Here is a 24,882-nt window from a genome sequence, read left to right as displayed (position 1 = left end):
TAGGCAAAAAAGGTGCCCATCAGAGCACCTTTTTTGACAGGCTAATTTAGCCATTAAGTAATTTGGTTAAAATTGGAGTCACTACACCTGGGTTGGCTTTGCCTTGGGAGGCTTTCATTACTTGCCCCATAAAGAAGCCAATCATCTTCTTACGCTTGTCTTCGTCAGCGGCGCGATATTGCTCCACTTGGGCGGCATTGGCGTCGATGATGCCTTGAATCATGGTTTCAATCGCACCCGTGTCGGTAACCTGCTTCAGCCCCTTGGCGCTGATAATTTCATCGGCACTGCCTTCACCGTCCCACATCGCCTGTAATACGCTTTTCGCGGTTTTGCCATTGATGGTGTTATCTTCGATACGAACTAATAGTTCGCCCAAAGCGGTTGCCGAAACAGGACTGTCCGTAATATCTAGGTTGGACTGATTCAATAGCTTGCTCAGTTCCCCCATTACCCAGTTAGCAGATACTTTGGCGTTGTTGCAGGTGGCGGCAACGGTTTCGAAGTAGTCGGCCATGGCGCGTGAGGCAGACAAAACTCCAGCATCATACTCGCTTAGCTGATAGGCTTCTTGGAAGCGAGCCGCTTTTTGACTGGGTAGTTCAGGTAAGCTGGCTTTGATGGCGTCTACATATTCCTGATCAATCACCACCGGTAGCAAATCTGGGCATGGGAAGTAGCGGTAGTCATTAGCATCTTCCTTGGTACGCATGCTACGAGTTTCGTCTTTGTCGGGATCGTAAAGACGTGTCTCTTGTACAATTTTGCCGCCATCTTCGAGGATATCGGCTTGGCGCTCAATTTCGCACAAAATCGCTTTTTCAATAAAACGGAAGGAGTTTACGTTCTTAATCTCGGTGCGGGTGCCGAACTCTTGCTGACCTTTCGGGCGTAATGACAAGTTAACGTCACAGCGCATGGAGCCTTCCGCCATGTTGCCATCACAAATGCCTAAGTAAGTGACAATGGAGTGAATCATCTTTACATAGGCGACAGCCTCTTTAGCAGAACGAATGTCTGGCTCGGAAACGATTTCCAGCAGAGGCGTGCTGGACCGGTTTAAGTCAATGCCTGTCATGCCATGGAAGTCTTCATGTAGTGACTTGCCAGCGTCTTCTTCTAGGTGAGCGCGAGTAATGCCCACGCGCTTAACGCTGCCATCTTCCATCGGAATATCTAGATAGCCCTTACCAACAATAGGATCGTCCATTTGGCTAGTCTGGTAGCCTTTGGGTAAGTCAGGGTAAAAATAGTTTTTGCGGGCAAATACGGACTTCATGCCGATTTCTGCATTTACCGCATGACCAAACATTACCGCCATGCGTAGGGCTTCTTTGTTGAATACTGGCAGTGCTCCAGGCATGCCCAAATCCACTAAAGTGGTATTGGTATTTGGCTCCGCGCCGAAACTGGTGGCAGCGCCAGAAAATAATTTTGATTTGGTCGATAGCTGAGCGTGAATCTCAAGACCAATCACAACTTCCCAATTCATCATTATGCTCCTTCTGCCAGGTTCGGGGTTTGCTGGTGCCAATCTGTGGCCAATTGGTACTGATGGGCCACGTTTAAAAGCTTAGCTTCGGCAAAGTAATTGCCCATGATTTGCAAGCCAACTGGCATGTTATCCGCAAAGCCAACAGGGATAGACATAGCCGGAATACCCGCCAAGTTCACAGAAAGGGTGTAAATATCCTCTAAGTACATGGCAACCGGATCATCGGTTTTGGCGCCAAGACCAAAAGCAGTGGTCGGTGCAACCGGCCCCATAATGACATCCACTTGTTTCAGAGCATTGACGAAATCTTCTTTGATAAGGCGGCGAATACGCTGGGCTTTCAAGTAGTAAGCGTCGTAGTAACCCTCAGAGAGAGCATAAGTTCCCACCATGATTCGTTTCTGTACTTCTTTGCCGAAGCCTTCTGCACGGCTGCGTTTGTACATATCCATCAAGTCTTTAGGATCTTCGCAGCGGTAGCCGTAACGCACACCGTCAAAGCGAGATAGGTTTGAAGACGCTTCAGACGGAGCGATCACGTAGTAGGACGGGATGCTAAGCTGCAAGTTAGGCAGCGAAATATCCACCACAGTTGCGCCAAGCTTTTCAAACTCTTTCACCGCGTTTTGAATTGCGACGGCAACGCCTTCTTGTAGACCTTCGCCAAAGTACTCTTTAGGTAGGCCGATGCGTAAGCCGTTTAGTGGTTGGTCGAGTCCAGCAAGATAGTCCTCGGTGGCTACTTCGGAGCAGGTAGAATCATTATGATCGAAACCTGCAATGGCTTGTAGCAAGTAAGCGCAGTCTTGGGCAGAGCGAGCCATTGGACCAGCTTGGTCAAGGCTGGAAGCATAAGCAATCATTCCGAATCGTGAAACGCGACCGTAAGTTGGTTTTAAACCAGTGATGCCACAGAAGGAGGCTGGTTGACGTATAGAGCCCCCCGTGTCTGTGCCTGTCGCTGCAACACATAGATTGGCTGCTACTGCCGCAGCACTACCGCCGGAAGATCCGCCAGGGACTTTGGTTAGATCCCATGGGTTTTTCACCGCTCCAAAATGGCTGTTTTCGTTGGATGACCCCATGGCAAATTCGTCCATGTTGGTTTTGCCAAGCATAACAGCCCCCGCAGACTTGATGCGTTGGGTCACTGTGGATTCGTATGGCGGTACGAAATTATGCAGCATTTTTGAAGCACAGGTCGTCAGTACACCGTCGGTACAGAACAAGTCCTTGTGGGCAACAGGGATGCCGGTAAGCGGAGAGGTATTACCCTGCTGAATCAGCTTGTCTGCATACTCGGCTTGGGCTAATGCTATTTCTTCCGTCACTGTGATGTAACTATTAAGAGCGCCGTCATGTTGTTTAATGCGGGCTAAGTAGTCTTTTGTCAGTTCAACGCTGGACACTTCTTTGTTGGCGAGCTGTTGGCTAAGCTCAGCAATGCTTTGCGTGGTCATGTCGCTTCCTTAATCAATTACTTTAGGTACGAGGAACAAGCCAGCTTCAGTCTGTGGCGCATTCTTTAGGAAGGCTTCCCGACGGTCGCTCTCGGTTACAATATCTTCACGCAAGCGTTGGGTTGCTTCATGTGGATTTGATAGCGGCTCAATGCCATCCGTATTGACACTTTGCATTTGTTCGACAAGATCAAGCACACTAGAAATGGCATGGTGATATTGCTCGGCATCCTGATCGCTGAGCCCCAAGCGAGCGAGGTGTGCAATCTTTTGCACATCTTGTTTATCGATTGACATGTTTCACCCAATTGTTTGGTTTTCAAAAATGGGGGTGATTGTAGCTTTATTGGCACGGGGTAGGAAGCGTCAGGCGGGAATTTGTCGTAACGCCGGCAAACGGTCGAAAAAAATCGAATAAACAACGAAATAGGGGCAAGTTAATGGCATAATACTGGCTAATCAGCTTGCCCTAAGCCAAGTGGATTGTTACATTTTTCGCTTACTTTCGTATCGTTTCTTTCAGGGTGTAGAAATTCATGTTTAAGAAAATCAGGGGAATGTTCTCGAGCGACTTGTCTATCGACCTAGGGACAGCCAATACCCTCATTTACGTTCGCGACCGCGGCATCGTTTTGGACGAGCCTTCAGTGGTGGCGATTCGTCACAACGGCAACCAAAAGACGGTTGCAGCGGTGGGTGTCGATGCTAAGCGCATGCTCGGTCGTACGCCTGGTAATATCACTGCAATTCGCCCGATGAAAGACGGTGTGATCGCAGACTTCAACGTCACCGAGAAGATGTTGCAGTACTTCATTTCTAAGGTGCATGAAAACAGCCTGCTCAAGCCAAGCCCTCGTGTTTTGGTCTGTGTGCCTTGTAAATCCACACAAGTAGAACGACGCGCTATTAAAGAGTCTGCCCAAGGGGCCGGTGCTCGGGAAGTATTCATTATTGAAGAGCCGATGGCAGCAGCGATTGGTGCTGGTTTGCCAGTGGCTGAAGCCTCAGGTTCTATGGTTATCGATATCGGTGGTGGTACCACGGAAATCGCTATTATCTCGTTGAACGGTATCGTGACGTCAGAATCTATCCGTGTCGGTGGCGACCGTTTTGATGAAGCCATTACTACTTACGTGCGTCGTCAATACGGTAGCCTAATTGGTGATGCCACCGCAGAAAAAATCAAAACTGAAATCGGTATTGCTTACCATACCGGCGAAGAACTACAGATTGATGTGCGTGGTCGTAATTTGGCTGAGGGTATTCCACGTCTGTTTACTTTACGTAGTTCAGAAATTCTTGAAGCCTTACAAGAGCCGTTAGCTCAGATTGTTCAAGCAGTTAAAGGCGTGTTGGAGCAATCTCCTCCGGAATTGGCGGCGGATATCGGTGAAACTGGTTTGGTATTGACCGGCGGTGGTGCCTTGTTACGTGAGATTGATCGCTTGATCAGTGAAGAGACTGGCTTGCCCGTTATCATTGCTGATGACCCGCTAACTTGCGTTGCCCGCGGTGGTGGTATGGCTCTGGAAATGATGGATAAGCATGCCTCCGAGTTGTTTTCGGCCGATCACGACTAACTGTAAGTAGGGTAGCCCCATTAGCAAGTTCTTCTACCCTGGTAAGGTATCCAGCGCCAAGTTTGTGTTGCTGGTTGCCTTGTCCGTATTGATTATCCTATTAGATGTGCGTACCAAAGTCTTTGCACCGGTGCGCCCCTATCTCTCTTGGTTGGTAACCCCAATTCAGTTGCTAGTTACTACACCGCGAAAAATCGTTGTTTGGACAGGGGAGCACTTAGAAAGCCGTGAAGATCTTGTGGCGCAAAATCAAGCGCTGAATGCCGAGATTTTGGTGTTGCAAAGTCAACTACAACGACTTAATTCACTCAAGGCAGAGAACGTGCGCTTGCGGGAATTATTGGACGCCTCTCAACGGGTTGATGAGAAGGTCGTTATGGCCGAGGTAATTGGTTATGACCAAAATGCTTACAGCCATAAGATCTTGATTGACAAAGGTTTCTCCAACGGAGCTTATGTTGGACAAGCGGTGTTAGGAGCGACCGGCGTTCTTGGCCAAGTAGTGGAAACCGCAGCCTACAGTAGCCGCGTGTTACTGATTGCCGATGCGAGTCACTTTGTCCCAGTGCAGCTAGCGCGTACTGGTTTTCGCAGCATTTTGCGTGGTACGGGCGATCTTAAACGCCTAGAGTTAATGAGCGTCCCCCATACTACCGATATCAAAAAAGGTGACATTCTCAATACCAGTGGTTTGGATAAACGCTTTCCTCAAGGCTACCCAGTGGGTGTTGTTAAGTCTGTAACTCACGTTCCCGGTAAACCTTATGCAGATGTTGTGGTCGTACCATTGGCGCAACTGGCACGTAGTCGGCATGTGATGTTGATTGACCGACAAGCGGAGTCTAAAGAATGAAGTCCGGTTTTATCTTTTTGCTGACTTTTATTGTTGCTTTGATGTTAGAGGCAATGCCTATCCCTGAGCAGTTTGTCTGGTATCGTCCGGAGTGGGCGTTATTGGTGTTGCTCTACTGGATTATTGCGTTGCCGTTTAAGGTAGGTATTGGCGCGGCTTGGGTGCTAGGCTTGTTGGTTGACCTATTGCAGGGGAGTGTGCTCGGGCAGCATTCATTAACTTACGTGCTAATTGCTTACGTTTGTGCGGTACTCTATAAACGGTTGCGGATGTATTTACGTTGGCAGCAAGGAGTATTTGTATTTCTGCTGGTCAGTGTCAACCAGTTAGTGGGCTTTTGGATCGACCATTATTTAGGTGTTGCCGAGCCAACGTTAATGATCTTTATGCCGGCAGTAATTACTGGTCTGTTGTGGCCTTGGTGTTTTGTCATTTTGCGTAGTGTGCGCAGACTGTATTCAATTAGTTAGGAGTATTCATGATTATCCTCGCGTCGGCGTCTCCGCGCCGCAAGGACTTACTATCGTTATTGGTCAATGAGTTTGAAGTAAGGCCAGCTGATATTGATGAAACTCCCCATGCTGGTGAAACACCAGAAGATTATGTGCTGCGTATGGCAGCAGAAAAAGCAGCCGCGATTGCTGAAACTGGGCGATTTCAGCCTGCCGATATTATTATTGCCTCCGACACTAGTGTGGTAAAAGATAATGCCATCTTAGGTAAGCCAGAGAGTTTATCGGATGCTAAGCGCATGTTGCGGCTACTGTCAGATACCCAGCATCAAGTCATGACTTCCCTATGTGTGAGGAACGTGGACGGAAGCCGAATCGTGACCAAAAATGTGGTTTCTACTGTCACCATGCGTCCTATTTCAGATTTAGAAATCGAGCAATACTGGCGTTCGGGGGAGCCCCAAGATAAAGCGGGCAGTTATGCTATTCAAGGTTTGGGAAGTGTATTTGTTAGTCATATCAGCGGTTCGTTTTCTGCGGTAGTTGGTCTACCTACTTTTGAGACAGCGCGCTACCTATCTGAATTTGGCGTTGCGGCGTTAAGGGAGAAGATTTGTGAGTGAAGATGTTCTAATCAACGTAACGCCCATGGAAGTGCGTGTCGCGCTAGTGGAAAATGGCGTGCTGCAGGAAGTGTATATCGAGCGCTCTAGTCGTAAAGGTATTGTCGGCAACATCTACCAAGGGAAAGTGGTGCGTGTTTTGCCAGGTATGCAAGCGGCATTTGTCGATATTGGTCTTGAACGTGCCGCGTTCATTCATGTGTCCGAAGTGGCGGATCGCGATGCGGTCAACGCCAGCGATCAAATTGGTGACTATCTACGCGAAGGGCAATCCTTAGTGGTGCAAGTTACCAAAGACCCAATAAGCACCAAAGGTGCGCGTCTCACTACTCACTTGTCTATCCCTTCTCGCTATCTAGTCTACATGCCGGACCAATCCCATGTGGGAGTGAGTCAGCGTATCGAGGACGAAGAAGAGCGTGAGCGACTCAAAGGTGTGGTTTCCAAGGCACTAGAAGACAGGGATGAGACCAGTGGTTATATTTTGCGCACTGCGGCGGAACGTGCCGGCGAGACAGAGATTTTAGCCGACATTAATTTCTTGACCCGCCTATGGCAGTCGGTCAAAAAACGCATTACTAATGCCAAGGCGCCTTCCATTATCTACGAGGACTTACCGCTGCATTTGCGTACCATGCGCGATTTAGTTTCCTTAAATACGGAAAAAATCCGCATTGATTCTCGTGAAAACTACGCCAAATTGAGAGGTTTCGCCGAGGACTTTATTCCAGACCTTTTGGATCGCATTGAGTATTATCCCGGTGAGCGTCCAATTTTTGACCTATATAGTGTTGAGGACGAAATTCAACGGGCGTTGGATCGTAAAGTTCAGCTCAAGTCCGGTGGCTATCTACTCGTGGAGCAAACCGAATCGATGACCACCATTGATGTTAATACCGGGGCATTTGTCGGTAGTCGCAACCTAGAAGAAACCATATATAAAACCAACTTAGAAGCCGCGACCGCTATTGGTAGACAGCTACGGTTGCGTAACTTAGGTGGCATCATCATCATCGATTTTATCGATATGGAAGATGAAGAGCACAAACGCCAAGTTTTACGTATGTTAGAAAAGGTACTGGAAACAGACCATGCGAAAACTAAGATTACCGGAGTTTCTGAGCTGGGTTTGGTAGAGATGACCCGCAAGCGTACCCGGGAGAGTCTTGGGCAGGTATTATGCGAACCGTGCAAGTCTTGTCGTGGCAGTGGTATTGTCAAAACGCCCGAAACGGTTTGTTATGAAATCTTTCGTGAAATCTTACGGGCAGATCGTGCCTATAACTCTGCTACTTACACAGTACTGGCTTCGACATCAGTGGTTGATCGTTTATTGGATGAAGAAAGTGCATCGGTTGCCGAATTGGAAGCCTTTATCGGCAAAACCATTCGTTTTCAGGTAGATCCTGTTTACACTCAAGATCAATACGACGTAGTGTTGCGGTAATTATTTTCAGGCTACCTTGGAGGAAGTCTCATGGTGTGGCTGTTTAGCGTTTTAGTCAGGACGATATTTTGGGGTGTAACAACCCTAATGGCGCTGTTCGCACTGGGTGTTGTTTTTTCTGACACTTTATTTCCTCTGGTGGATGAATACCGGCCACAGATTGAAAAGAATATTTCGCAAATTACTGGAATGGATGCCAGCGTCGCCAAACTCAACGCAAGATTAGACGGTTTGACGCTTGTGCTGCAGGCAGAAAAAGTTGCACTAGCGTTGCCCCAGCAAGAGCCGGTTATTCAATTGGATCAAGGGGAGGTGGCGTTAGATTTAGTGCAATCTTTGCTTAAATTTGCGCCTCAATTCACTAGCGTTTCCTTATCTGGCCCAACGATCAAGTTGGCAGAACAAGACGGTCATATTAGCCTACAGGGAATGCCGCCAGAAACTCAGTCCCAATCAGATCCCAATATTGCCGTTAGACGTGTTCTAAATTACATTTCCGATCAGCGTGACGTGCGCATCAGTGATGTCGCTTTGAGCTTCACGAGCCAGCGTTTTGGTCGTCACCAAGTGATGATTCCCTCGATTCGTGCAGCGCAACAAACGGATGGCAGCTACCTAGCGGCAGATGTTTATCTCAACGAACAAACTGCACCGCTAGTGCTGCGCGGTCATTCCAGCAAGACGGACTCTTTGCTCCCAGGTAAGCAATTCACCTTGTTCGCTAAGTTACCAGAACAACATGTGGAATTAGCCACTTTATTTAACGGTGACGGTCCCTTGCGGCGCTGGCAATCCCTTGATGTTGGTGGCCAGGTTTGGCTGCATTTGAGTGAGAATGGCGTAACGACGGTCAAATCTCAACTAGACACATTGACATTGAAAAGTGTCAGTGGAGATCAATTCCACTTGCCAGCCTTGCTGAATGCGCGACTTGATCAAGGCAATGTGCGAGGTGCTCTATCGCAAATTCAATGGCGATTGAATAACCAAGCTCTACCCACAACAAACATGGAGTTTGCTTGGTATGGTTCCGATCAGCGCATGGAAATGGCGTTTGACCGGTTAGATGCTCAATTCGCTAATCGTCTTGCACTTAATTTTTTGGAAGAGGAGTGGCGTGTACATGGTCTGCTTAGCGGGCTTGATCCGAGTGGCGTGGCTGCTAATGGTAGTTTGACATTACGGCTCGCGGATCAGGTTAGCTACCAATATCGTAGTAATCTAATTGGTGCGGCAGTGAAGGGAAATAATGGGATTCCACTCGCTTCTGGTGTGAATGGGGTGTTTTCCTTGAGCGATCAAGGTGGCTCGATAGAGTTTGTAGCCCAAGATAGCACCCTTGGCTTCCCGACGGTTTATGATCAAGTTTGGCAGACACAGCGGTTATCAGGTCATGTGGAGTGGCGACGTCAACAGGATGCTTTTATCGTCTCTGGCAAAAAGCTGCATGTTATCCGCAATGGCGCGGATATTCGTGGCGGTTTTCGCTTAGAGGTGGTGGAAGATGGTGAGGATTGGCTGGATCTTAATTTAAATGCCGTCAATATTCCGATCGACGACCGACTCGACTACATCCCACCGCGAGCCTTATCCCAGAATCTTACTGATTGGTTGCAAAATGCGTTTCAAGGTGGTCAAGTTGATAGTACTGACGTGCTCGTTCACACCAATTTAAGCAATGGTGCTACGCAAGTTAGGATCGACCTTAGCGCCCAAACTGAAGCCGTAAGTTTTGACCCGAGCTGGCCGGCAGCCACTGATGTGACGGCTCGATTTGTCTACGACCGTAGCGGTGTGAATGTCTTAGTAAGTAAGGGTGATCTTGAAGGGTTGGCTGTGAAAGACCTCAATATCACCGTTCCTATATCCCATGGGCAGGCAAACTGGCTAACCTTGGCGGGACAAGTGGAAGATGATGTGCCGACCATATTAAATGCACTTCGTAGCACGCCCCTTGGCGATAGTGTGTTAAGCCCCTTTGCACGTTGGACGGTATTAGGTGCTGCGGTTGGTAAGTACGCCGTCGCTATCCCTTTGGTGGCTGGCGAAAACGAGCCTAAAGTGAATTTGGATATTGAGTTTGCTGATAACGCTATGTACATGGAAGATTTGCAACTTGCGCTGCAGATTGATAAGGGCAAGCTACTTTACCGATCAAATGAAGGTTTAACCGGCAGTTGGTTTGAGGTCGAGACTTTAGGTGGCACCAGTCGAGCGGAGCTTAGTTCTAGGACGGTAGATGATCGCTTTGTGGTGCAATTAGGGTTATCAGGTACCGCATCCGGCCGCGATATTGCCCTATGGCGTCAGCTTGGTGATGGCGTTGCTGGTAAGCTTGCGGGAAGGTTGGCCTACGACGGTACTGTTGCTATCAATCAATCCCAACTAGGGCAAGTGGATATTGCGTTAGCGGCGGATCTTACCGACAGCGAGATGAAGCTACCGGCACCATTGGCTAAGGCTAATGGCGAAGCCGCGCAAGCTAAAATTGACGTACGTGTGTTTGAAAATCAAGCGCTTATCTCTGCGGATATTGACGACCAGATACACAGCCGTAGTTTATTTATTGATGGGCAAGCGGCCAGTGTTGATATAGCAATAGGGCAGCCATTAGACATTGACAGTCAATCCTTTCCGGAGGGAATGGCGCTTTCTGGGCAGGCAAAATCTACTGATCTACGTGATTGGATGGAGCTTATTCAATCCTTTGCCGATAGGGAAAGCCCTAGCACTCTTGAGTTAAGCGCGCCGAGTTGGTTGCGCAGTGCCAATATCCTTGTTGATGAAGTGGTTCTCAATGATAGCAATACCCTCCACAATGCTAAATTGGCGTTTGACCGAGCCACTGGAACGGATCTTAGTCTTTCTTCTGACGAGATTAACGCCAAGTTGGGGCGCAAAGACGGTTTGCCCCTGTTGCATGTGGGGTACTTAAATTGGCGTACTTCGAGCAGCGAAGACAAAGTCGATGATAGTAATGAATCCCCTATCTCGGTAGAGAGCCTGCCATCTGCCTACATTCGCATTGACAATATGTTTATTGATGACCAGCCTTATGGCGATTGGCAGGCAACCATTACGAAACAGAATGACAGCGTGGTTATTAATCCTATTACCACTTCGCTAAAGTCGGGTAACTTCTCTGGCTCTCTATTCTGGCAAGGCGGTAGTTCTCCCAATGTTGAGCTAGTGGTTAAAGTATCGGGTAAAGATGCAAAGGAGCTAACCAGTAAGTTCTCCCCAGTGCCATTTATTTCCTCGCAGAACTATGAATTGGATGTGGTGCTCAGTTGGCAAAGTCATGTGTTTGATTTTGACCGCGACACTTTAGATGGGCGCATTGCTTTTGCAGTCGAGAACGGTAACTTCAACCAAGTTGATAAGTTGCCGCCTTTCTTGAGAGTTTTGGGGATTTTCAATATCAACGCCCTCACTAAACGTCTAGCATTTAATTTTAAAGACTTGTATGAGCCAGGCATGCCTTTCGATGATTTTACTGGTCTGTTAAATATCGAAAATGGTCAGCTATTAACCACTGAACCTGTATTGGTATCGTCGCCAACTGCTGAGGTGAGCCTATTCGGTAAGGCGGATTTGGTGAATGAGGTATTGGATGAGCGTCTTACCGCGACAGTACCGATCAGTAGTTCTTTGCCAATTGCAGGGTTGCTGTTAGCGACACCTCAGATAGCGGGTTTGTTATTTATTACTGATAAATTGATCGGTGATCAGATATCGAAGGTAACCAGTATTCAATACCAAATTGACGGCCCCTTTGATAACCCGAATGTTGAGCCGGTTAAATACAAGCCAGTTCAACGTTAATTCGATAATAGGAACTTGACCCCTATGCGTATCGCAGCCGTGCAAATGACGTCCACCGCGGATTGGCGTGCCAACTTGATAAAGGTAAAGCAGCAGGTGCGAAATGCCGTAGATAGCGGTGCACGGCTTGTTGTCTTGCCAGAAAATGCCTTGTTGTTTGACGGACCTGCGTTGCGACAATTTGCCGAGTCAAACGAGTCTCAGTTGGTGTTGCAAGAGTTGGCGCAGTTGGCAGCCGATTTAGCGATCTATTTGGTGGTAGGAGCTTATCCTATGATCAGCCGGGAAGATGGCTCCACTGTGGATCAGGGGCGAGTGCGTCAGTCCTGTCTAGTGTTTTCCCCCCAGGGCGAGCTGGTCGCCCGCTATGATAAGATTCACCTGTTCGACGTAACCGTAGCGGATCAAAAGGGAACTTATCAGGAATCAAAGATTATTGAACCTGGGCAAATCTTTGTACCAATCTTTGCCGTTGACGGTATTAAGGTGGGTCTTTCTATTTGCTATGACATCCGCTTCCCAGAGTTTTATCGAGAACTTGCCATGGCGGGTGCAGAGCTAATCCTAGTGCCTTCAGCTTTCACTTATAAAACTGGTGCAGCCCACTGGCAGGTGTTGCTACAAGCTAGAGCAATCGAAAACCAATGTTATCTGCTGGGGATAGACCAATGCGGTTGGCATTCTGAGACGCGCCAGACTTACGGCCATTCGATGCTAGTGAATCCTTGGGGCGATGTGGTAGCGGCGTTAGGGGAGGATGAGTCAGTGCTTATTGCGGATTTAGATTTATCAATGCTGCAGCAAACCCGACAGGCTATGCCGGTGCTGCAGCATCGACGCATCAAATGAGAACTTAGATATCCAACCCCAACTTGCGGTCTTGATGTTCCCTTAGTAACTTGAACAGTTTCTTGCGGGCAGCAGTGCCAGCGCCTTCCTTGTTAGCTTCTTGCTGTGCCGAGCGAATAGCTTGGCGTAAGGCTTGGATATCAATGTCGGGATTGTCATTAATATACTGGGCCATAACATCATTTCCGTTTTCACCGATAAGGGCATCGCGGGTATGCTCAAGTTGATGAAAGCGTTTATTGTGTAATGCAGAAGTAGTGTCGAATAGATCCAGCTTTTCCTGAATGGCTTCAGCATCTTCATTACGCATTACCTTGCCTATGTATTGTAGATGGCGTCGCTTCGCACCCCATTGTTTAATGCGATCAGCTTCGACCAGTGCATCCCTTAGGGTATCGGACATAGGGATTTTTTGACGTTGTGCTTTGGAAAGCTTCGTTAGTTTTTCGCCGAGATCTTGCAGCGCTTCCATCTCGCGTTTAACGCGAGTCTTACTCTTGAGTAGTTCTTCTGGGGTATCGTCGTAGTGTTCGAATTCTTCGGTCATAGTCTTACAGTAGGAAAATTGTGGCTAACCCCAGGAATGACAAAAAGCCAATCACATCGGTTACTGTGGTTAGAATAACACTACCGGCCAGTGCCGGGTCGATGCCAAGCCGCTTGAGCAATATCGGTAGTAACGTGCCGGTTAAAGCGGCAAAGATCAGATTGATCACAATTGCGCCCGCAATGATATAGGCTATTTCGAGACTGTCAAACCAAAACGCGGTTAAGGCGGCAATAACCGTAGCCCAAAGCAGGCCATTTAACAGCCCAACGACCAATTCTCTATTCAATAACCAACTGGTATTAGCTGCACCTATCTGATTTAAGGCAATACCGCGGATGACAAGGGTAAGCACTTGAGAGCCAGCGATACCACCCATGCTTGCAACAATTGGCATTAGAATGGCGAGAGCCACCACCTGGTCAAGGGTGTTTTGGAACAAGCCGATCACGTAGGAAGCAATAAAAGCAGTGATGAGGTTGATACCAAGCCACACAGCACGCCGTTTAGTTGTCTGCATAATCGGAGCGAAGGTATCTTCATCATCGTCAAGGCCGGCCATAGAAAGCATCGAGTGCTCAGCCTCATCCCGAATGACATCTACCACGTCGTCGATCGTGATACGCCCCAATAGTTTTTTGCTTTCTGCATCGATAACCGGGGCCGATACTAGGTCCATCTTCTCAAACAGGGAAGCCACCTCAGAAACCGGTTGGTTAGCCGTAATGTAGGGGCAGTCAGTGACCATAATATCTCGCACCGTATCACTTGGATCGGCTACCAAGAGCTTAGTAAGTGGAAGTGTTCCCAGGAAACGATCGGAACGGCTCACGACTAAAAGATTGTCGGTCATATCGGGGAGTTGGGTGTGGCGCCGTAGGAAACGGAACACAATGTCGACTGTGATATTGGGACGGATAGTAATGGTGTCCGTGTTCATTAAGCCGCCCGCTGTATCGTCGGAGTAGCTTAACAAGGCTTCCATGCGGGCACGATTCTGTGCTGTCATCGACGCCAAGACTTCTTTTACTAGCGTCTCGGGCAGCTGTTGCAGAATGTCTGCAAGGTCGTCGTTGTCAAAGCGCTCAGAGGCGGCGAGTAGCCGTTCGGTATCCATGGTTTTCATGAATTGGATACCGATTTCTTCCGGCAAGTACTGGAGCACTTCCCCTTCGTTTTTATCGTCGATCAATTCCCACAGGAGCTTCCTTTCTTTTGGTGGAGAGGACTCTAGTAGGCGGGCAACATCCTGTACTGGTAGTGCGCCATTAAGCAAATAGCGTACACGAGCAGTGGCCCCTGATTCGAGGGACTCTGAAACGGCCTGTAAATGATCAAGGGTCGTCTGTTCGCTCATGATAGCTTAACCAGTGACGCTATTCGGCTTCGCCAAACCGATTATTGATAAGGGCGATAACGGCTTCCATCGCCTCGACTTCGTCATCGCCGTTAACTTTCACTGTAATAATCGTACCCTTGGCGGCAGCTAGCATCATCATTGCCATAATGCTTTTGCCATCCACATTGCGCCCATCTTTATCAATGGTGATATCGCTGGAAAAACGGCTAGTTGTTTCTACTAATTTGCCGGCAGCCCTTGCATGTAAGCCCAGTTTATTAATGATTTCTACGGATTGTTCGAGCATATTCAGTATCCTACAGGCTGCTTTGAAAACGGGCCAAGAGAGCAGCATTATCACCTGCTGCACGTAACTGCGATAGTTTATCAGTAGATTGAGCTAATTCGGCGATAGCAGCCAAGGTTTGTAAATGGCTGTCACACTGCTCGGGCGGCACGATTAACGCGAAAATCAAGTCTACAGGTTTTCTATCGATAGAATCGAAGTCTATCGTATCCGCTAGTGAAATAACTACCATCGTGGCTTGATGGGCCTTGTCCAGTCGACAATGGGGAATACCAATACCGTTACCAACACCGGTACTACCAAGCTTCTCTCGGCTCAGTAGGGCATCATACACCTCATCAGCTTCACAATGCAGGCGGTCGCCTACCGCTTGGGCGATAAATTCAAGTACGCGCTTCTTACTAGAAAGCGCTTGTTTGGCAAATACTAACTCGGGTTTTACTAAATCTTTTATGGCCATCGATGTTGCCTTAAATCAGTCGTTTACGCTCGTTCGAAGGGGGGATATTCATTGCTTCGCGATACTTGGCAACAGTGCGTCGTGCTACTTGGATGCCTTGATCTGCCAAAATACTGGCTAATTTGTTGTCACTAAGGGGCTTTTTCGCTGGCTCTTCGGCAACTAATTTCTTAATCATGGCGCGAATTGCGGTGGAGGAACACTCTCCACCGGAGGCGGTATTAACATGACTAGAGAAGAAGTATTTTAGCTCAAAGATACCCCGAGGAGTGTGCATGTATTTTTGTGTCGTGACACGAGAAATAGTGGATTCATGCATGCCAACTTCTTCGGCTACATCATGCAAGACCATGGGCTTCATGGCTTCTTCACCAATCTCGAAAAACTCAATCTGTTTTGAAACGATGCAGCTAGCTACTTTAAGCAGGGTCTCATTGCGGCTCTGCAAACTTTTTATAAACCATTTTGCTTCCTGCAGCGAATTCTTGATGTAGGAAACATCTTCCGAGGATGCGGTTTCTACCATCGCAGAATAGGTTTCATTGATTTTTACAGGGGGCAAGGCGTCGTTATTTAGTTCTACCTGCCACACACCATTTCGCTTTTTCACCGTGACATCTGGAATCACGTAATCTGTATCGCCGCTATCAATAGCCGCGCCTGGTCTCGGATTCAACTGTTGTATTAGGGTGATAACCTCAGATAAAGCCTGCTCTTTTAGCTTGGTTTTGCGCGAAAGCTGGGCATAATCTCGACTACCGAGCAATGCTAAGTACTGATCAACCACCAACACGGTGCTGCGATAGAGGGGATGCTCCGTGAAGGCTTCCAACTGGATGAGTAGACTTTCGCGTAAGTCCTGAGAGCAACAACCAACTGGGTCAAAGCGTTGCAATCGATGTTGTACAGCGACCAATTCATCCATTTCTAGGTCATCTAACGTATCGGATAAAGCATCAAATAATTCATCCAGAGTAATCGATAAATAGCCGTCTGGTTGAACGCATTCCACAATAGAGTAGGCTATCTCAAGATCCCGCTCTGACATCGGTGTTAAATTAAGTTGCCAAATAAGATGGTCTTGCAGGTCTTCGGTAGCGGAATTGCGACTATCGAAATCAAATTCCCCATCGTAGCTTGGGCTGTCACTAGCACTAGCGGCATTTTGGAAAGTATCGTCCCAATTACTATCGATAGTTAATTCAGACGGGATGGAGTCGGTCCATTCGGAATCGACACGATCCTCTTCCGAAGAGGTTGTCTTCTCTTCGTTGTTTGATTTGTCTTGCTCTATCGATGACGTATCGGTAATGAGTTGTTCGTTATCATCAAGTTCCAGCAGGGGATTAGATTCTAAAAAATCATGAATTTCTTGCTGTAGATCCAACGTCGACAGTTGCAGTAAGCGAATCGCCTGCTGCAACTGGGGGGTCATTGTAAGTTGTTGGCCTAATTTAAGTTGCAACGACTGCTTCATAACGCAACTCTTGTCTCATAGTTTGAATATGGCGAGTGCCGCATACTACTCCCTTTTGCCAAGGAACTTAAGTGGTTACAGACGGAAGTCATCGCCCAGATAGATTTTTTTAACCTGTTCATTCGATATCACTTCTTCAGCACTACCGGAGGCAATAATATGTCCGTTCCCGACAATAAAGGCTTTATCGCAAATGTCCAAGGTCTCTCTGACGTTGTGGTCGGTGATCAGTACTCCAATACCGCTTCGTTGCAAATGACGGATAATCTGTTTGATATCCCCAACAGAAATGGGATCGACACCCGCGAAAGGTTCATCTAACAAGACAAATTTCGGGTTCATAGCCAAAGCGCGAGCGATTTCAACACGTCGTCTCTCACCGCCAGATAGGGCCATGCCTAAGTTGGTGCGGATGTGAGTAACGTGAAACTCTTCTAGTAACTGCTCTAGTCGTTCATGGCGTTGAGCTTTATTTAGTTCCTTTCGAGTTTCTAAAATAGCAAGAATGTTGTCTTCCACCGACATTTTACGGAAGATGGAGGCTTCTTGTGGCAAATAGCCAATGCCTTTCTGCGCCCGTGTATGCATGGCGTCTTTAGTAACATCTAAATCATCAATAAAGATACCGCCGGCATCATTGGTGATCATGCCTACAATCATGTAGAAACAAGTGGTTTTTCCGGCGCCATTAGGGCCAAGTAAACCCACAGCTTGTCCGGATTCGACGCGGATAGAAACGTCCTTTACGACTTGACGTTTCTTGTAGCTTTTAGCTAGGTGTTTTGCTTCTAAAACCGCCATAATCAAGGCGTCTCTTCATTCTTGGCAGGCTGCAAGGTCATGTTCACACGTCCTTGCCCCCTGTTCTCGGCGCGAAAGGTTTCGTCATTCAGCATGTATAGAATGTATTCGGCGTCGATTTCATCTAGGTCTCGTTTTAAATAGCTGTCACCGTTTAGCTCAAGTTTAGATGCTACCGTATCGTACTCTAAAGCATCTCCCTCGGAGATGATCATGGCGCCGGTTTCGTCGAGTTGTTGCCGAAACTTGCTGGGGGTGCCTTTGGCTTCGAGTCGCTTTAGCTCCCCAGAGGTGGGGTCACTAAATATCTTCAAGTAGTCTGCTTCGATTTCTATGGTACCTTGACGCACCAAAACTGAGCCTTCATAAATTGCGGTTCCGGCTTTTTGATCCATAAACGCCTTGTCGGCCTCTATCTGAATCGGTTGGCTGGTATCGCTAGGAAGAGCGAAACTTGAGCCACAAAAACAAAGTGTTGCTAGAGTGATGATTAAACTAGAGTTTTTCATAATACCCCGTGACGTTTCCTTCTAATTGGGCCTGCTCGCTAGCTTGGTCGTACTGTATTTTATCTGCTTTGGTGGAGCCCTCGGCTGAGATGACGGACGCATTACCTTCGCTGACTAAGATCTGTTGGTTCTCCAGATAATGAATCGCATCCGCTGTGAGGGTCATTGTACCACCGTCTTGCCGTTGTCGTACTACCGTTGCTGCTCCCTTTAATAGTATATCCTTGCTCCCATCTTTTATTTCACCATTTTCAGCACTCGCGTGCCACACCGAGCGGTCTTGGCTCCACTGTTGTATATCGGGAGTGGTTAATAGGGTGATATCACGATCAGCATAATGCAGCAATTTTTCCGATACGATGGTGCGCTGTTTAATACCATTCGCATCAAATTCATTCGCCGTTACGCCTTCCAGAAAGTAATCTGGCGTGCTTTCCAATGCCTGGTTGCTGAGCAAATCAGCTGGCGGAGTTAGGCCAAACCAAAAGATGCCAACAGTCAGTACGCCGCCACCCAGGAGAAGAGGGATTTTCTGGATTTTAAACATAAACGCTGTCCTTAGCTGGCGAGAATAAAGAGATAGATAGCATAGCTCCCCAACAAGGGAAGGGCGATAATGCGCGGAATCTGTTGCTTATTGGAGCGAACGAATAATACACACACTAGTGCTATAAAGACCGTCAGACCTAACATCCAACCGTAGTCACGGGACACAACACTTGCTTGTAGTACCCCGGGAGCGATGAAGGCAGGCATAGGTAATACAGTCGCTAGGTTAAAAATGTTTGAGCCAATGACATTGCCAATCGCGATATCGTGGTGACCTTTACGTACGCTGGTAATAGATGCTGCTAATTCCGGCAGGCTAGTGCCTATCGCGACAATGGTTAGACCAATGACTAATTCACTGACACCTAGCGCCGAGGCAATACCGGTTGCTCCCCATACCAATAATTTCGAACTGCCAATAAGTACTATTAATCCCAGTAAAGATTTCGCGAGTGTCTGCCAAAGTGGCGCGTTGTCCTGGGGAGGTAACTCTTCAGTCAATTCTGCCTCAAAGTCTTTTGCGCCTCGTAGAAGTAGCACTAAAGCAATTGCAAACGCAGTTACCAAAATAGTGCCGTCGATCCAGTCTAGGGTGCCGTCGAAGAAACAGTATCCGGTGAGCAAGGTGATACTAATTAAAATCGGAATTTCTTTACGGATTAAGCCACCGTTTACCGGGATAGCGCCAAATAGCAGTGTCGCGCCAAATACTAGTGCGATGTTAGCAATATTGGAGCCAACAACGTTGCCAATGGCGATATCGGCGGCTTGATCAATTGCAGCGACGGCGGAAACAACCATTTCTGGTGCAGAGGTGCCTAATGCTACTAAGGTGACCCCAATAATGATCGGGCTGACATTTAGCTTTTCTGCAACGATAGCTGCGTTTTCAATAAAGAGGTCTGAGCTCCAAACCAATAATACAAGGCCTAAAACTAAGGCGATGGAAAACAATAACATAGTATCTATTACCTAAAGGAATGAGTGGCATGGGCCGAGGAACGGCGCACATTTAAGATGGTTTGACTACAAAATTCAAGTTCGTATCCGTTAAGTGCGTTTTATTTGTTCGGGTAGGGTGCTAGTATCCCAAATCATTTTTATAAAGGCAGGAGTTACCCGTGCTTCAAGAAGAAGCGTTTGTAGCAATTAAGGATCTCGTCTTTAGGCGTGGAGAGAGGGCTATCTATGATGGCGTCTCTTTGACCATTCCAAGAGGGAAAGTTACCGCAATTATGGGGCCTAGTGGTACTGGCAAGACGACTCTGTTGCGTATCATTGGTGCTCAACTATATCCCGATTCAGGCTCTGTCATCGTTGATGGGGTCGATATTCATCGCGCATCCCGTGCCGAGCTTTACAAACTGCGTACCAATATGGGTATGTTATTCCAGAGTGGCGCGCTCTTTAGTGATATGAGCGTCTACGAAAATGTTGCGTTCCCTCTGGAAGAGCATACTGCATTCGATGAAGAAACTATCCGTGATATCGTGCTAATGAAGTTAGAGAGTGTTGGACTTCGCGGCGCAGCGGAGTTAATGCCTGCTGAGTTATCCGGAGGTATGGCGCGACGTGTGGCACTCGCCCGGGCTACAGCCCTTGACCCCAGTCTAGTCATGTATGATGAGCCGTTCGCCGGACAAGACCCAATTTCTAAGGGCGTTTTGGTGGCGTTGATCAAGCAATTAAATCAATCGGCCGGTATCACTTCGGTGTTGGTTTCACACGATGTTGAAGAGTCCCTCTCTATCGCTGATCATGTTTGTATTTTGGCGGGTGGTAAAGTCTTGATTGAAGGTGGGCCAGATGATATCCGCGCTTCAACTCATCCAGAGGTGGTGCAGTTTCTGAATGGTCATGTAGATGGTGCGGTGCCGTTCCATTTTCCGGCCCCAGATTACCGCTCCCAATTACTAGGAGGTAAGTCATGAGGCCATTTCGACATACCGGTGGTACCTTGTTTGACTGGATTGAGTCGGTTGGCCGAGCTAGTGTTTTCCTGTTTCAAACCTTGTTCCGCTGGCCAACACGCTGGGACGAAGCTTGCACTCTATTGATCCGCCAGATTTATACGGTTGGTGTACAGTCTCTTATCATTATCATAGTGTCTGGTACCTTTATCGGCATGGTATTAGCGCTTCAGGGCTATTCAATTTTATCTCGTTATGGTTCAGAGCAAGCGGTAGGGCAATTGCTGGCGCTTACTTTACTGCGTGAGTTGGGTCCAGTGGTGACGGCGTTACTATTCGCGGGTCGGGCAGGGTCTGCCCTTACTGCGGAAATTGGCCTGATGAAAACCACGGAGCAACTTTCAAGTTACGAGATGATGGGAGTTGATCCTCTGCGTCGGGTAATTGCTCCCCGTTTACTTGCAGGCATGATGTGTATGCCGATGCTGAGTATTATCTTTAATGCGACAGGGATCCTCGGTGGCATGCTAGTGGCGGTAAACTGGCTTGGTGTGCATGATGGTTCATTTTGGTCGCTGATGCAGCAGTCGGTTTATTTCGATCGTGATGTATTCAACGGGATCGTCAAAGCCATCTGTTTCGCCATCGCTGTTACTTGGATCGCGGTCTATCAGGGGTTTGAGTGCGTTCCGACCTCTGAAGGTATCGGACGAGCTACAACACGTACGGTTGTACAAGGTTCTCTTGCGGTACTGGCACTGGACTTTATTTTAACTGCAGCTATGTTTGGAGATTTTTAATATGAGAAATAAGCACACGGAGTTGCTAGTAGGGATATTCGTAATTCTCGGATTATCTGCCTTTGCTTACTTGGCGATTCAAGTTAGCGGACTTGCTTTCAGTAAAAAAGATCAGGGCTATACTTTGATTGCTCGGTTTGACGATATCGGTGGTTTAACTGAGCGTGCTAAAGTCACCATAGCGGGGGTGACTATCGGTGAAGTGAAGTCGATTACCTTCGATAAGGAATACTTTATGGGTAAGGTAACCATGAGCCTAGATGCGGATGTGAATAACATTCCGGTGGATAGCTCGGCAGCCATTTTGACCAGCGGTCTTTTGGGTGAAAAATACATAGGTATTTCCATTGGTGCCGAATCAGATGTGCTGAAAGATGGCGATGAAATTTTTGATACCCAATCGGCTCTAGTTTTGGAAAATCTGATTGGGCAGTTCTTGTTTAATTCCAGTGAGGAGTAGGTCATGTTACTGAGATTCTTGTTGGCTTGGGTCGGTGTAATGGGGTTTGTTTGGCATGCCAATGCTGATGACTCTGTCGCCCGCGATACGGTAGTAGCTGTCGTTGATGCATTCAAAACGGAAATTGTCGAAAAGAAGGCAGTATTGAAACAGGATGAAGTGGCTCTACGCAAAGCGGTGAGAGAGGTGATTTCCCCGGTAATTGATTTTGCGGATTTGTCCAAAAAAGTTATGGGTAAATATTACCTTCGAGCAACGGATGAGCAGCGGGAGCGTTTTGCGGTGGTCACAGAGCAAACCCTGTTAAAAACCTACGGTGCTTCTATGTTGGATTTTGATCCGAGTAAAATCAATGTTCTACCGGAAGTTCGTCCTAATCGGAATGATACCGTGTGGGTTGACACTGAGTTTTATACCGATGCGGGCGCTGCAGTGAACGTGGCGTTTCTGATGGAGCAGATTGAAGGGCGTTGGTGGTTGAGTAATGTGGTGATCAATAATATTAACTTCGGTCTTACCTTTCGTAAGCAATTTGGTCTAATGGTGCAAAAGAGTCGTAATGATCTCGATGAAGCGATCACTGCCTGGGAAGCCTCATTGGCTCAGGGGCAATAATGCTAACTTTTGCATGTGATGCTAGTTGTTGTCGGTTGACGGGAAGTTTCACTGCCGAAAGTTTTCGGGCAGTGAAGCAGGATGTGAGGGTGAAGGTATCGCCGAACAGTCCTTGTTCGTTAGACGTGTCTGGCTTGGCGGTTGTTAATAGCCCAATTTTGTCGCTGCTGCTGGAGGTGGCTAGAATTTCCGGTCACCCGGTAAGTTTGGTTGGTGTCACGGATTCTATCCAGCGTATGGTGGCCTTATATGGCTTACATCCGGTGCTGAAAATTTCTGACTAACTTATTAATCGGATGACACAAGGTTAAGAAAGTCAGGTAAAATCGGCTTTTTTAAAGATATGATAGTTTTGGAGCTGAAGTGAACGCGACAGAAGTAAAAGCATTGTTAGAGCAAAAAATAGATCAGAGCCAAGTTTTTGCTGAGGGTGAAGGTTGCAACTTCCAAGTGGTAGTCGTTTCTCCTGTATTTGAAGCTCTGAATACCGTAAAACGTCAACAGCTCGTTTACTCCCATCTGCAGGAAGCCATTGCTTCCGGTGCCATCCACGCGGTTACCATGAAAACCTATACCCCAGATCAATTCGCTAAGCTGTAACCGCCTGCACGAGACTTTGTTATGGATAAATTACTGATTACCGGTGGCAATACGCTTGAGGGTGTAGTGCGTGCATCGGGCGCTAAAAATGCCGCTCTTCCAATACTCGCTGCTGCGTTATTGACCCAAGAAAAAATCACCATCAAAAACCTACCGCACTTGCATGATATAACGACCATGCTTGAGTTATTGGGCTCTATGGGTTGTGGTGTTGTAGTTGATGACAAGATGGGGGTGGAATTAGACGTATCCACATTGGTCAATTGTGAGGCACCTTACGAATTGGTAAAAACCATGCGGGCGTCAATTCTAGTGCTTGGACCATTAGTGAGCCATTTCGGTAAGGCAATTGTATCTTTGCCTGGTGGCTGCGCCATTGGTAGCCGCCCCGTGGATCTGCATTTACGCGGTTTAGAAGCGATGGGTGCTAATATCGTCGTCGAAAACGGCAATATTATCGCCACGGTTGACGGTCGCCTTCAGGGCGCACGTATCTTTTTTGATAAAGTGACTGTTACAGGGACAGAAAACTTACTCATGGCGGCTGTGCTTGCTGAAGGCAAGACTGTTATTGAAAATGCTGCTAAAGAGCCTGAGGTTGTTGATCTTGCAGAATGCTTGATTGCAATGGGGGCGAAGATTACTGGGCATGGCACAGACACCATTACTATTGAAGGTGTGGCTAAACTTGGCGGCACGACTTATTCAGTAATGCCTGATCGTATAGAAACGGGTACCTTTCTCGTTGCTGGTGCCATTACTGGTGGTAAGGTTCGAGTAATAGATACGGACGTTGGCGCCTTAGAAGCCGTTCTTGCAAAACTCGAAGAGGCCGGTGCCACTATTACCACTGGTGACAACTGGATCGAGCTTGATATGAAAGGGCGTCGTCCCAAGTCAGTCAATATTAGTACGGCGCCATATCCTGCTTTCCCTACTGATATGCAAGCTCAGTTTATGGCTTTAAATGCAGTGGCCGATGGTGTTGGTCGAGTCGTTGAGAATATCTTCGAAAACCGTTTTATGCATGTGAATGAAATGGTGCGTATGGGTGCGGACATTGAGGTCACTGGTAATACAGCCATTATTAAAGGTGCGGCTTCTCTTAAAGGGGCGCCGGTGATGGCAACAGACTTGCGTGCATCAGCATCACTAGTTTTATCTGCTCTAGTCGCCCAAGGAGATACCAAAATCGACCGTATTTATCACATCGACCGTGGGTACGAGTGTATCGAAGAAAAACTAGGGTCACTGGGTGCAAAGATTTCGAGGGTAATTAATTAGTATGGCTGAAACATTAACCATCGCCCTGTCAAAGGGGCGAATTTTGGAAGAGACGCTGCCGCTATTGCGTGACGCAAACATTGTACCGGCGGAAGATATCAGCAAGAGTCGTAAACTCATTTTTGATACCAATCACGATCATATTAAGCTAGTGATCTTGCGTGCCACGGATGTTCCAACCTACGTCGAACATGGTGTAGCTGACCTTGGCGTTTCTGGTAAAGACGTGTTAATGGAGGCCACTACTAAAAATTTGTACGAGTTGTTGGATCTGCAGATTTCAAAATGTCGATTGATGACGGCGGGTGTGGTTGGGCAGCCCCTACCAAATCGCCGCTTAAAAGTGGCGTCCAAATTTGTGCATACGGCAAAGCGTTATTTTGCTGAGCAAGGCATTCAAGCCGACATCATCAAGCTGTACGGGGCGATGGAGCTTGCGCCGATCATGGGATTGGCTGATTTGATCGTAGATATCGTTGATACGGGTAACACCCTCAAGGCGAACGGTCTTGAGCCTCGTGACCATATTGCAGACATCAGTACTCGTCTCGTGGTTAACAAAGCTGCATACAAAACTAAATATGGTCAAATTCAGCCAATCGTCGATATGTTAAATGCCGCGGTTCAGGCAAGGGGGTAA

Annotated in this window: 27 protein-coding genes; 15 read left to right on the top strand and 12 right to left on the bottom strand. The window is 47.6% G+C overall.

Annotated features, from left to right (window positions below):
• Positions 1 to 46: 46 nt before the first annotated feature.
• The 3 genes from gatB to gatC are packed head-to-tail and all read right to left on the bottom strand — an operon-like array spanning position 47 to position 3,252.
• The gene (gatB, locus tag FJM67_RS07995) at positions 47 to 1,492 is read right to left on the bottom strand and encodes an Asp-tRNA(Asn)/Glu-tRNA(Gln) amidotransferase subunit GatB (RefSeq protein ID WP_140588302.1); all 1,446 of its coding nucleotides are present in this window, start codon (positions 1,490 to 1,492) and stop codon (positions 47 to 49) included.
• Positions 1,493 to 1,494: 2 nt separating this feature from the next.
• Positions 1,495 to 2,955 (bottom strand): Asp-tRNA(Asn)/Glu-tRNA(Gln) amidotransferase subunit GatA, encoded by a 1,461-nt coding sequence (gatA, locus tag FJM67_RS07990; RefSeq protein ID WP_140588272.1) that lies wholly within the window; start codon positions 2,953 to 2,955, stop codon positions 1,495 to 1,497.
• Between the two features lie 9 nt (positions 2,956 to 2,964).
• On the bottom strand, positions 2,965 to 3,252 hold the full coding sequence (gene gatC / locus FJM67_RS07985) for an Asp-tRNA(Asn)/Glu-tRNA(Gln) amidotransferase subunit GatC (protein WP_140588271.1): 288 nt from the start codon (positions 3,250 to 3,252) through the stop codon (positions 2,965 to 2,967).
• Between the two features lie 239 nt (positions 3,253 to 3,491).
• Between gatC and FJM67_RS07980 the strand changes: the two genes are divergently transcribed.
• The 7 genes from FJM67_RS07980 (at position 3,492) to FJM67_RS07950 (ending at position 12,584) form a co-directional block, all read left to right on the top strand.
• Positions 3,492 to 4,535: a rod shape-determining protein gene (locus FJM67_RS07980; RefSeq protein WP_140588270.1), complete on the top strand. Its 1,044-nt coding sequence runs from the start codon at positions 3,492 to 3,494 to the stop codon at positions 4,533 to 4,535.
• A 64-nt stretch (positions 4,536 to 4,599) separates the two neighbouring features.
• Positions 4,600 to 5,388: a rod shape-determining protein MreC gene (gene mreC, locus FJM67_RS07975; protein WP_235890017.1), complete on the top strand. Its 789-nt coding sequence runs from the start codon at positions 4,600 to 4,602 to the stop codon at positions 5,386 to 5,388.
• Positions 5,385 to 5,858 carry a rod shape-determining protein MreD gene (gene mreD, locus FJM67_RS07970; RefSeq protein WP_140588268.1) on the top strand — a complete coding sequence of 158 codons (474 nt, stop codon included), beginning with the start codon at positions 5,385 to 5,387 and terminating at the stop codon, positions 5,856 to 5,858. Before mreC ends, mreD begins: the two co-directional genes overlap by 4 nt.
• A gap of 8 nt (positions 5,859 to 5,866) precedes the next feature.
• Positions 5,867 to 6,463 carry a Maf family protein gene (locus FJM67_RS07965; RefSeq protein WP_140588267.1) on the top strand — a complete coding sequence of 199 codons (597 nt, stop codon included), beginning with the start codon at positions 5,867 to 5,869 and terminating at the stop codon, positions 6,461 to 6,463.
• Positions 6,456 to 7,910: a ribonuclease G gene (gene rng / locus FJM67_RS07960; RefSeq protein WP_140588266.1), complete on the top strand. Its 1,455-nt coding sequence runs from the start codon at positions 6,456 to 6,458 to the stop codon at positions 7,908 to 7,910. The genes FJM67_RS07965 and rng overlap by 8 nt, the downstream gene beginning before the upstream one ends.
• Before the next feature lie 30 nt (positions 7,911 to 7,940).
• Positions 7,941 to 11,735, top strand: a complete 3,795-nt coding sequence (locus FJM67_RS07955; protein WP_140588265.1) for a YhdP family phospholipid transporter — start codon at positions 7,941 to 7,943, stop codon at positions 11,733 to 11,735.
• Between the two features lie 24 nt (positions 11,736 to 11,759).
• Complete coding sequence (locus tag FJM67_RS07950) at positions 11,760 to 12,584, top strand: carbon-nitrogen hydrolase family protein (RefSeq protein WP_140588264.1); 825 nt, start codon at positions 11,760 to 11,762, stop codon at positions 12,582 to 12,584.
• A 4-nt stretch (positions 12,585 to 12,588) separates the two neighbouring features.
• Here FJM67_RS07950 and yjgA read toward each other — a convergent pair whose 3' ends face one another.
• From yjgA to FJM67_RS07905, 9 genes are all read right to left on the bottom strand, one after another.
• Positions 12,589 to 13,131, bottom strand: coding sequence for a ribosome biogenesis factor YjgA (gene yjgA, locus FJM67_RS07945; protein WP_140588263.1), 543 nt, complete (start codon positions 13,129 to 13,131; stop codon positions 12,589 to 12,591).
• A gap of 4 nt (positions 13,132 to 13,135) precedes the next feature.
• Entirely contained in the window at positions 13,136 to 14,488 is a 1,353-nt protein-coding gene (mgtE, locus tag FJM67_RS07940; RefSeq protein ID WP_140588262.1) for a magnesium transporter, read from the bottom strand.
• Between the two features lie 19 nt (positions 14,489 to 14,507).
• Positions 14,508 to 14,777, bottom strand: coding sequence for an HPr family phosphocarrier protein (locus FJM67_RS07935; protein WP_140588261.1), 270 nt, complete (start codon positions 14,775 to 14,777; stop codon positions 14,508 to 14,510).
• Positions 14,778 to 14,787: 10 nt separating this feature from the next.
• Positions 14,788 to 15,237 carry a PTS sugar transporter subunit IIA gene (locus tag FJM67_RS07930; protein WP_140588260.1) on the bottom strand — a complete coding sequence of 150 codons (450 nt, stop codon included), beginning with the start codon at positions 15,235 to 15,237 and terminating at the stop codon, positions 14,788 to 14,790.
• Between the two features lie 10 nt (positions 15,238 to 15,247).
• Complete coding sequence (locus FJM67_RS07925) at positions 15,248 to 16,714, bottom strand: RNA polymerase factor sigma-54 (protein WP_140588259.1); 1,467 nt, start codon at positions 16,712 to 16,714, stop codon at positions 15,248 to 15,250.
• Between the two features lie 75 nt (positions 16,715 to 16,789).
• Complete coding sequence (lptB, locus tag FJM67_RS07920) at positions 16,790 to 17,515, bottom strand: LPS export ABC transporter ATP-binding protein (protein ID WP_140588258.1); 726 nt, start codon at positions 17,513 to 17,515, stop codon at positions 16,790 to 16,792.
• Positions 17,516 to 17,517: 2 nt separating this feature from the next.
• Positions 17,518 to 18,024 carry a lipopolysaccharide transport periplasmic protein LptA gene (gene lptA / locus FJM67_RS07915; RefSeq protein WP_140588257.1) on the bottom strand — a complete coding sequence of 169 codons (507 nt, stop codon included), beginning with the start codon at positions 18,022 to 18,024 and terminating at the stop codon, positions 17,518 to 17,520.
• Positions 18,011 to 18,571, bottom strand: coding sequence for an LPS export ABC transporter periplasmic protein LptC (lptC, locus tag FJM67_RS07910; protein ID WP_140588256.1), 561 nt, complete (start codon positions 18,569 to 18,571; stop codon positions 18,011 to 18,013). The genes lptA and lptC overlap by 14 nt, the downstream gene beginning before the upstream one ends.
• 11 nt (positions 18,572 to 18,582) lie before the next feature.
• On the bottom strand, positions 18,583 to 19,533 hold the full coding sequence (locus FJM67_RS07905; RefSeq protein WP_140588255.1) for a calcium/sodium antiporter: 951 nt from the start codon (positions 19,531 to 19,533) through the stop codon (positions 18,583 to 18,585).
• 161 nt (positions 19,534 to 19,694) lie between these two features.
• Between FJM67_RS07905 and FJM67_RS07900 the strand changes: the two genes are divergently transcribed.
• The 8 genes from FJM67_RS07900 (at position 19,695) to hisG (ending at position 24,882) form a co-directional block, all read left to right on the top strand.
• A complete protein-coding gene (locus tag FJM67_RS07900; RefSeq protein WP_140588254.1) occupies positions 19,695 to 20,504 on the top strand; it encodes an ABC transporter ATP-binding protein in 810 nt (269 codons plus the stop codon).
• Entirely contained in the window at positions 20,501 to 21,283 is a 783-nt protein-coding gene (mlaE, locus tag FJM67_RS07895; protein WP_140588253.1) for a lipid asymmetry maintenance ABC transporter permease subunit MlaE, read from the top strand. The genes FJM67_RS07900 and mlaE overlap by 4 nt, the downstream gene beginning before the upstream one ends.
• A gap of 1 nt (position 21,284) precedes the next feature.
• Positions 21,285 to 21,743 carry an outer membrane lipid asymmetry maintenance protein MlaD gene (gene mlaD, locus FJM67_RS07890; RefSeq protein WP_140588252.1) on the top strand — a complete coding sequence of 153 codons (459 nt, stop codon included), beginning with the start codon at positions 21,285 to 21,287 and terminating at the stop codon, positions 21,741 to 21,743.
• Between the two features lie 3 nt (positions 21,744 to 21,746).
• On the top strand, positions 21,747 to 22,358 hold the full coding sequence (locus FJM67_RS07885) for an MlaC/ttg2D family ABC transporter substrate-binding protein (RefSeq protein WP_140588251.1): 612 nt from the start codon (positions 21,747 to 21,749) through the stop codon (positions 22,356 to 22,358).
• Entirely contained in the window at positions 22,358 to 22,642 is a 285-nt protein-coding gene (locus tag FJM67_RS07880) for an STAS domain-containing protein (protein WP_140588250.1), read from the top strand. The genes FJM67_RS07885 and FJM67_RS07880 overlap by 1 nt, the downstream gene beginning before the upstream one ends.
• Before the next feature lie 79 nt (positions 22,643 to 22,721).
• Positions 22,722 to 22,958, top strand: coding sequence for a BolA family protein (locus tag FJM67_RS07875; RefSeq protein WP_140588249.1), 237 nt, complete (start codon positions 22,722 to 22,724; stop codon positions 22,956 to 22,958).
• 21 nt (positions 22,959 to 22,979) lie between these two features.
• Complete coding sequence (murA, locus tag FJM67_RS07870; RefSeq protein WP_140588248.1) at positions 22,980 to 24,242, top strand: UDP-N-acetylglucosamine 1-carboxyvinyltransferase; 1,263 nt, start codon at positions 22,980 to 22,982, stop codon at positions 24,240 to 24,242.
• Position 24,243: 1 nt separating this feature from the next.
• Positions 24,244 to 24,882 (top strand): ATP phosphoribosyltransferase, encoded by a 639-nt coding sequence (hisG, locus tag FJM67_RS07865; protein ID WP_140588247.1) that lies wholly within the window; start codon positions 24,244 to 24,246, stop codon positions 24,880 to 24,882.

Origin of the sequence: Maribrevibacterium harenarium (genome assembly GCF_006385675.1) — a bacterium.
Taxonomy (GTDB): domain Bacteria; phylum Pseudomonadota; class Gammaproteobacteria; order Pseudomonadales; family Marinomonadaceae; genus Marinomonas; species Marinomonas harenarium.
Note: the sequence above shows the minus strand (reverse complement) of the source record. Positions and strands in the feature narration are given on the sequence as shown.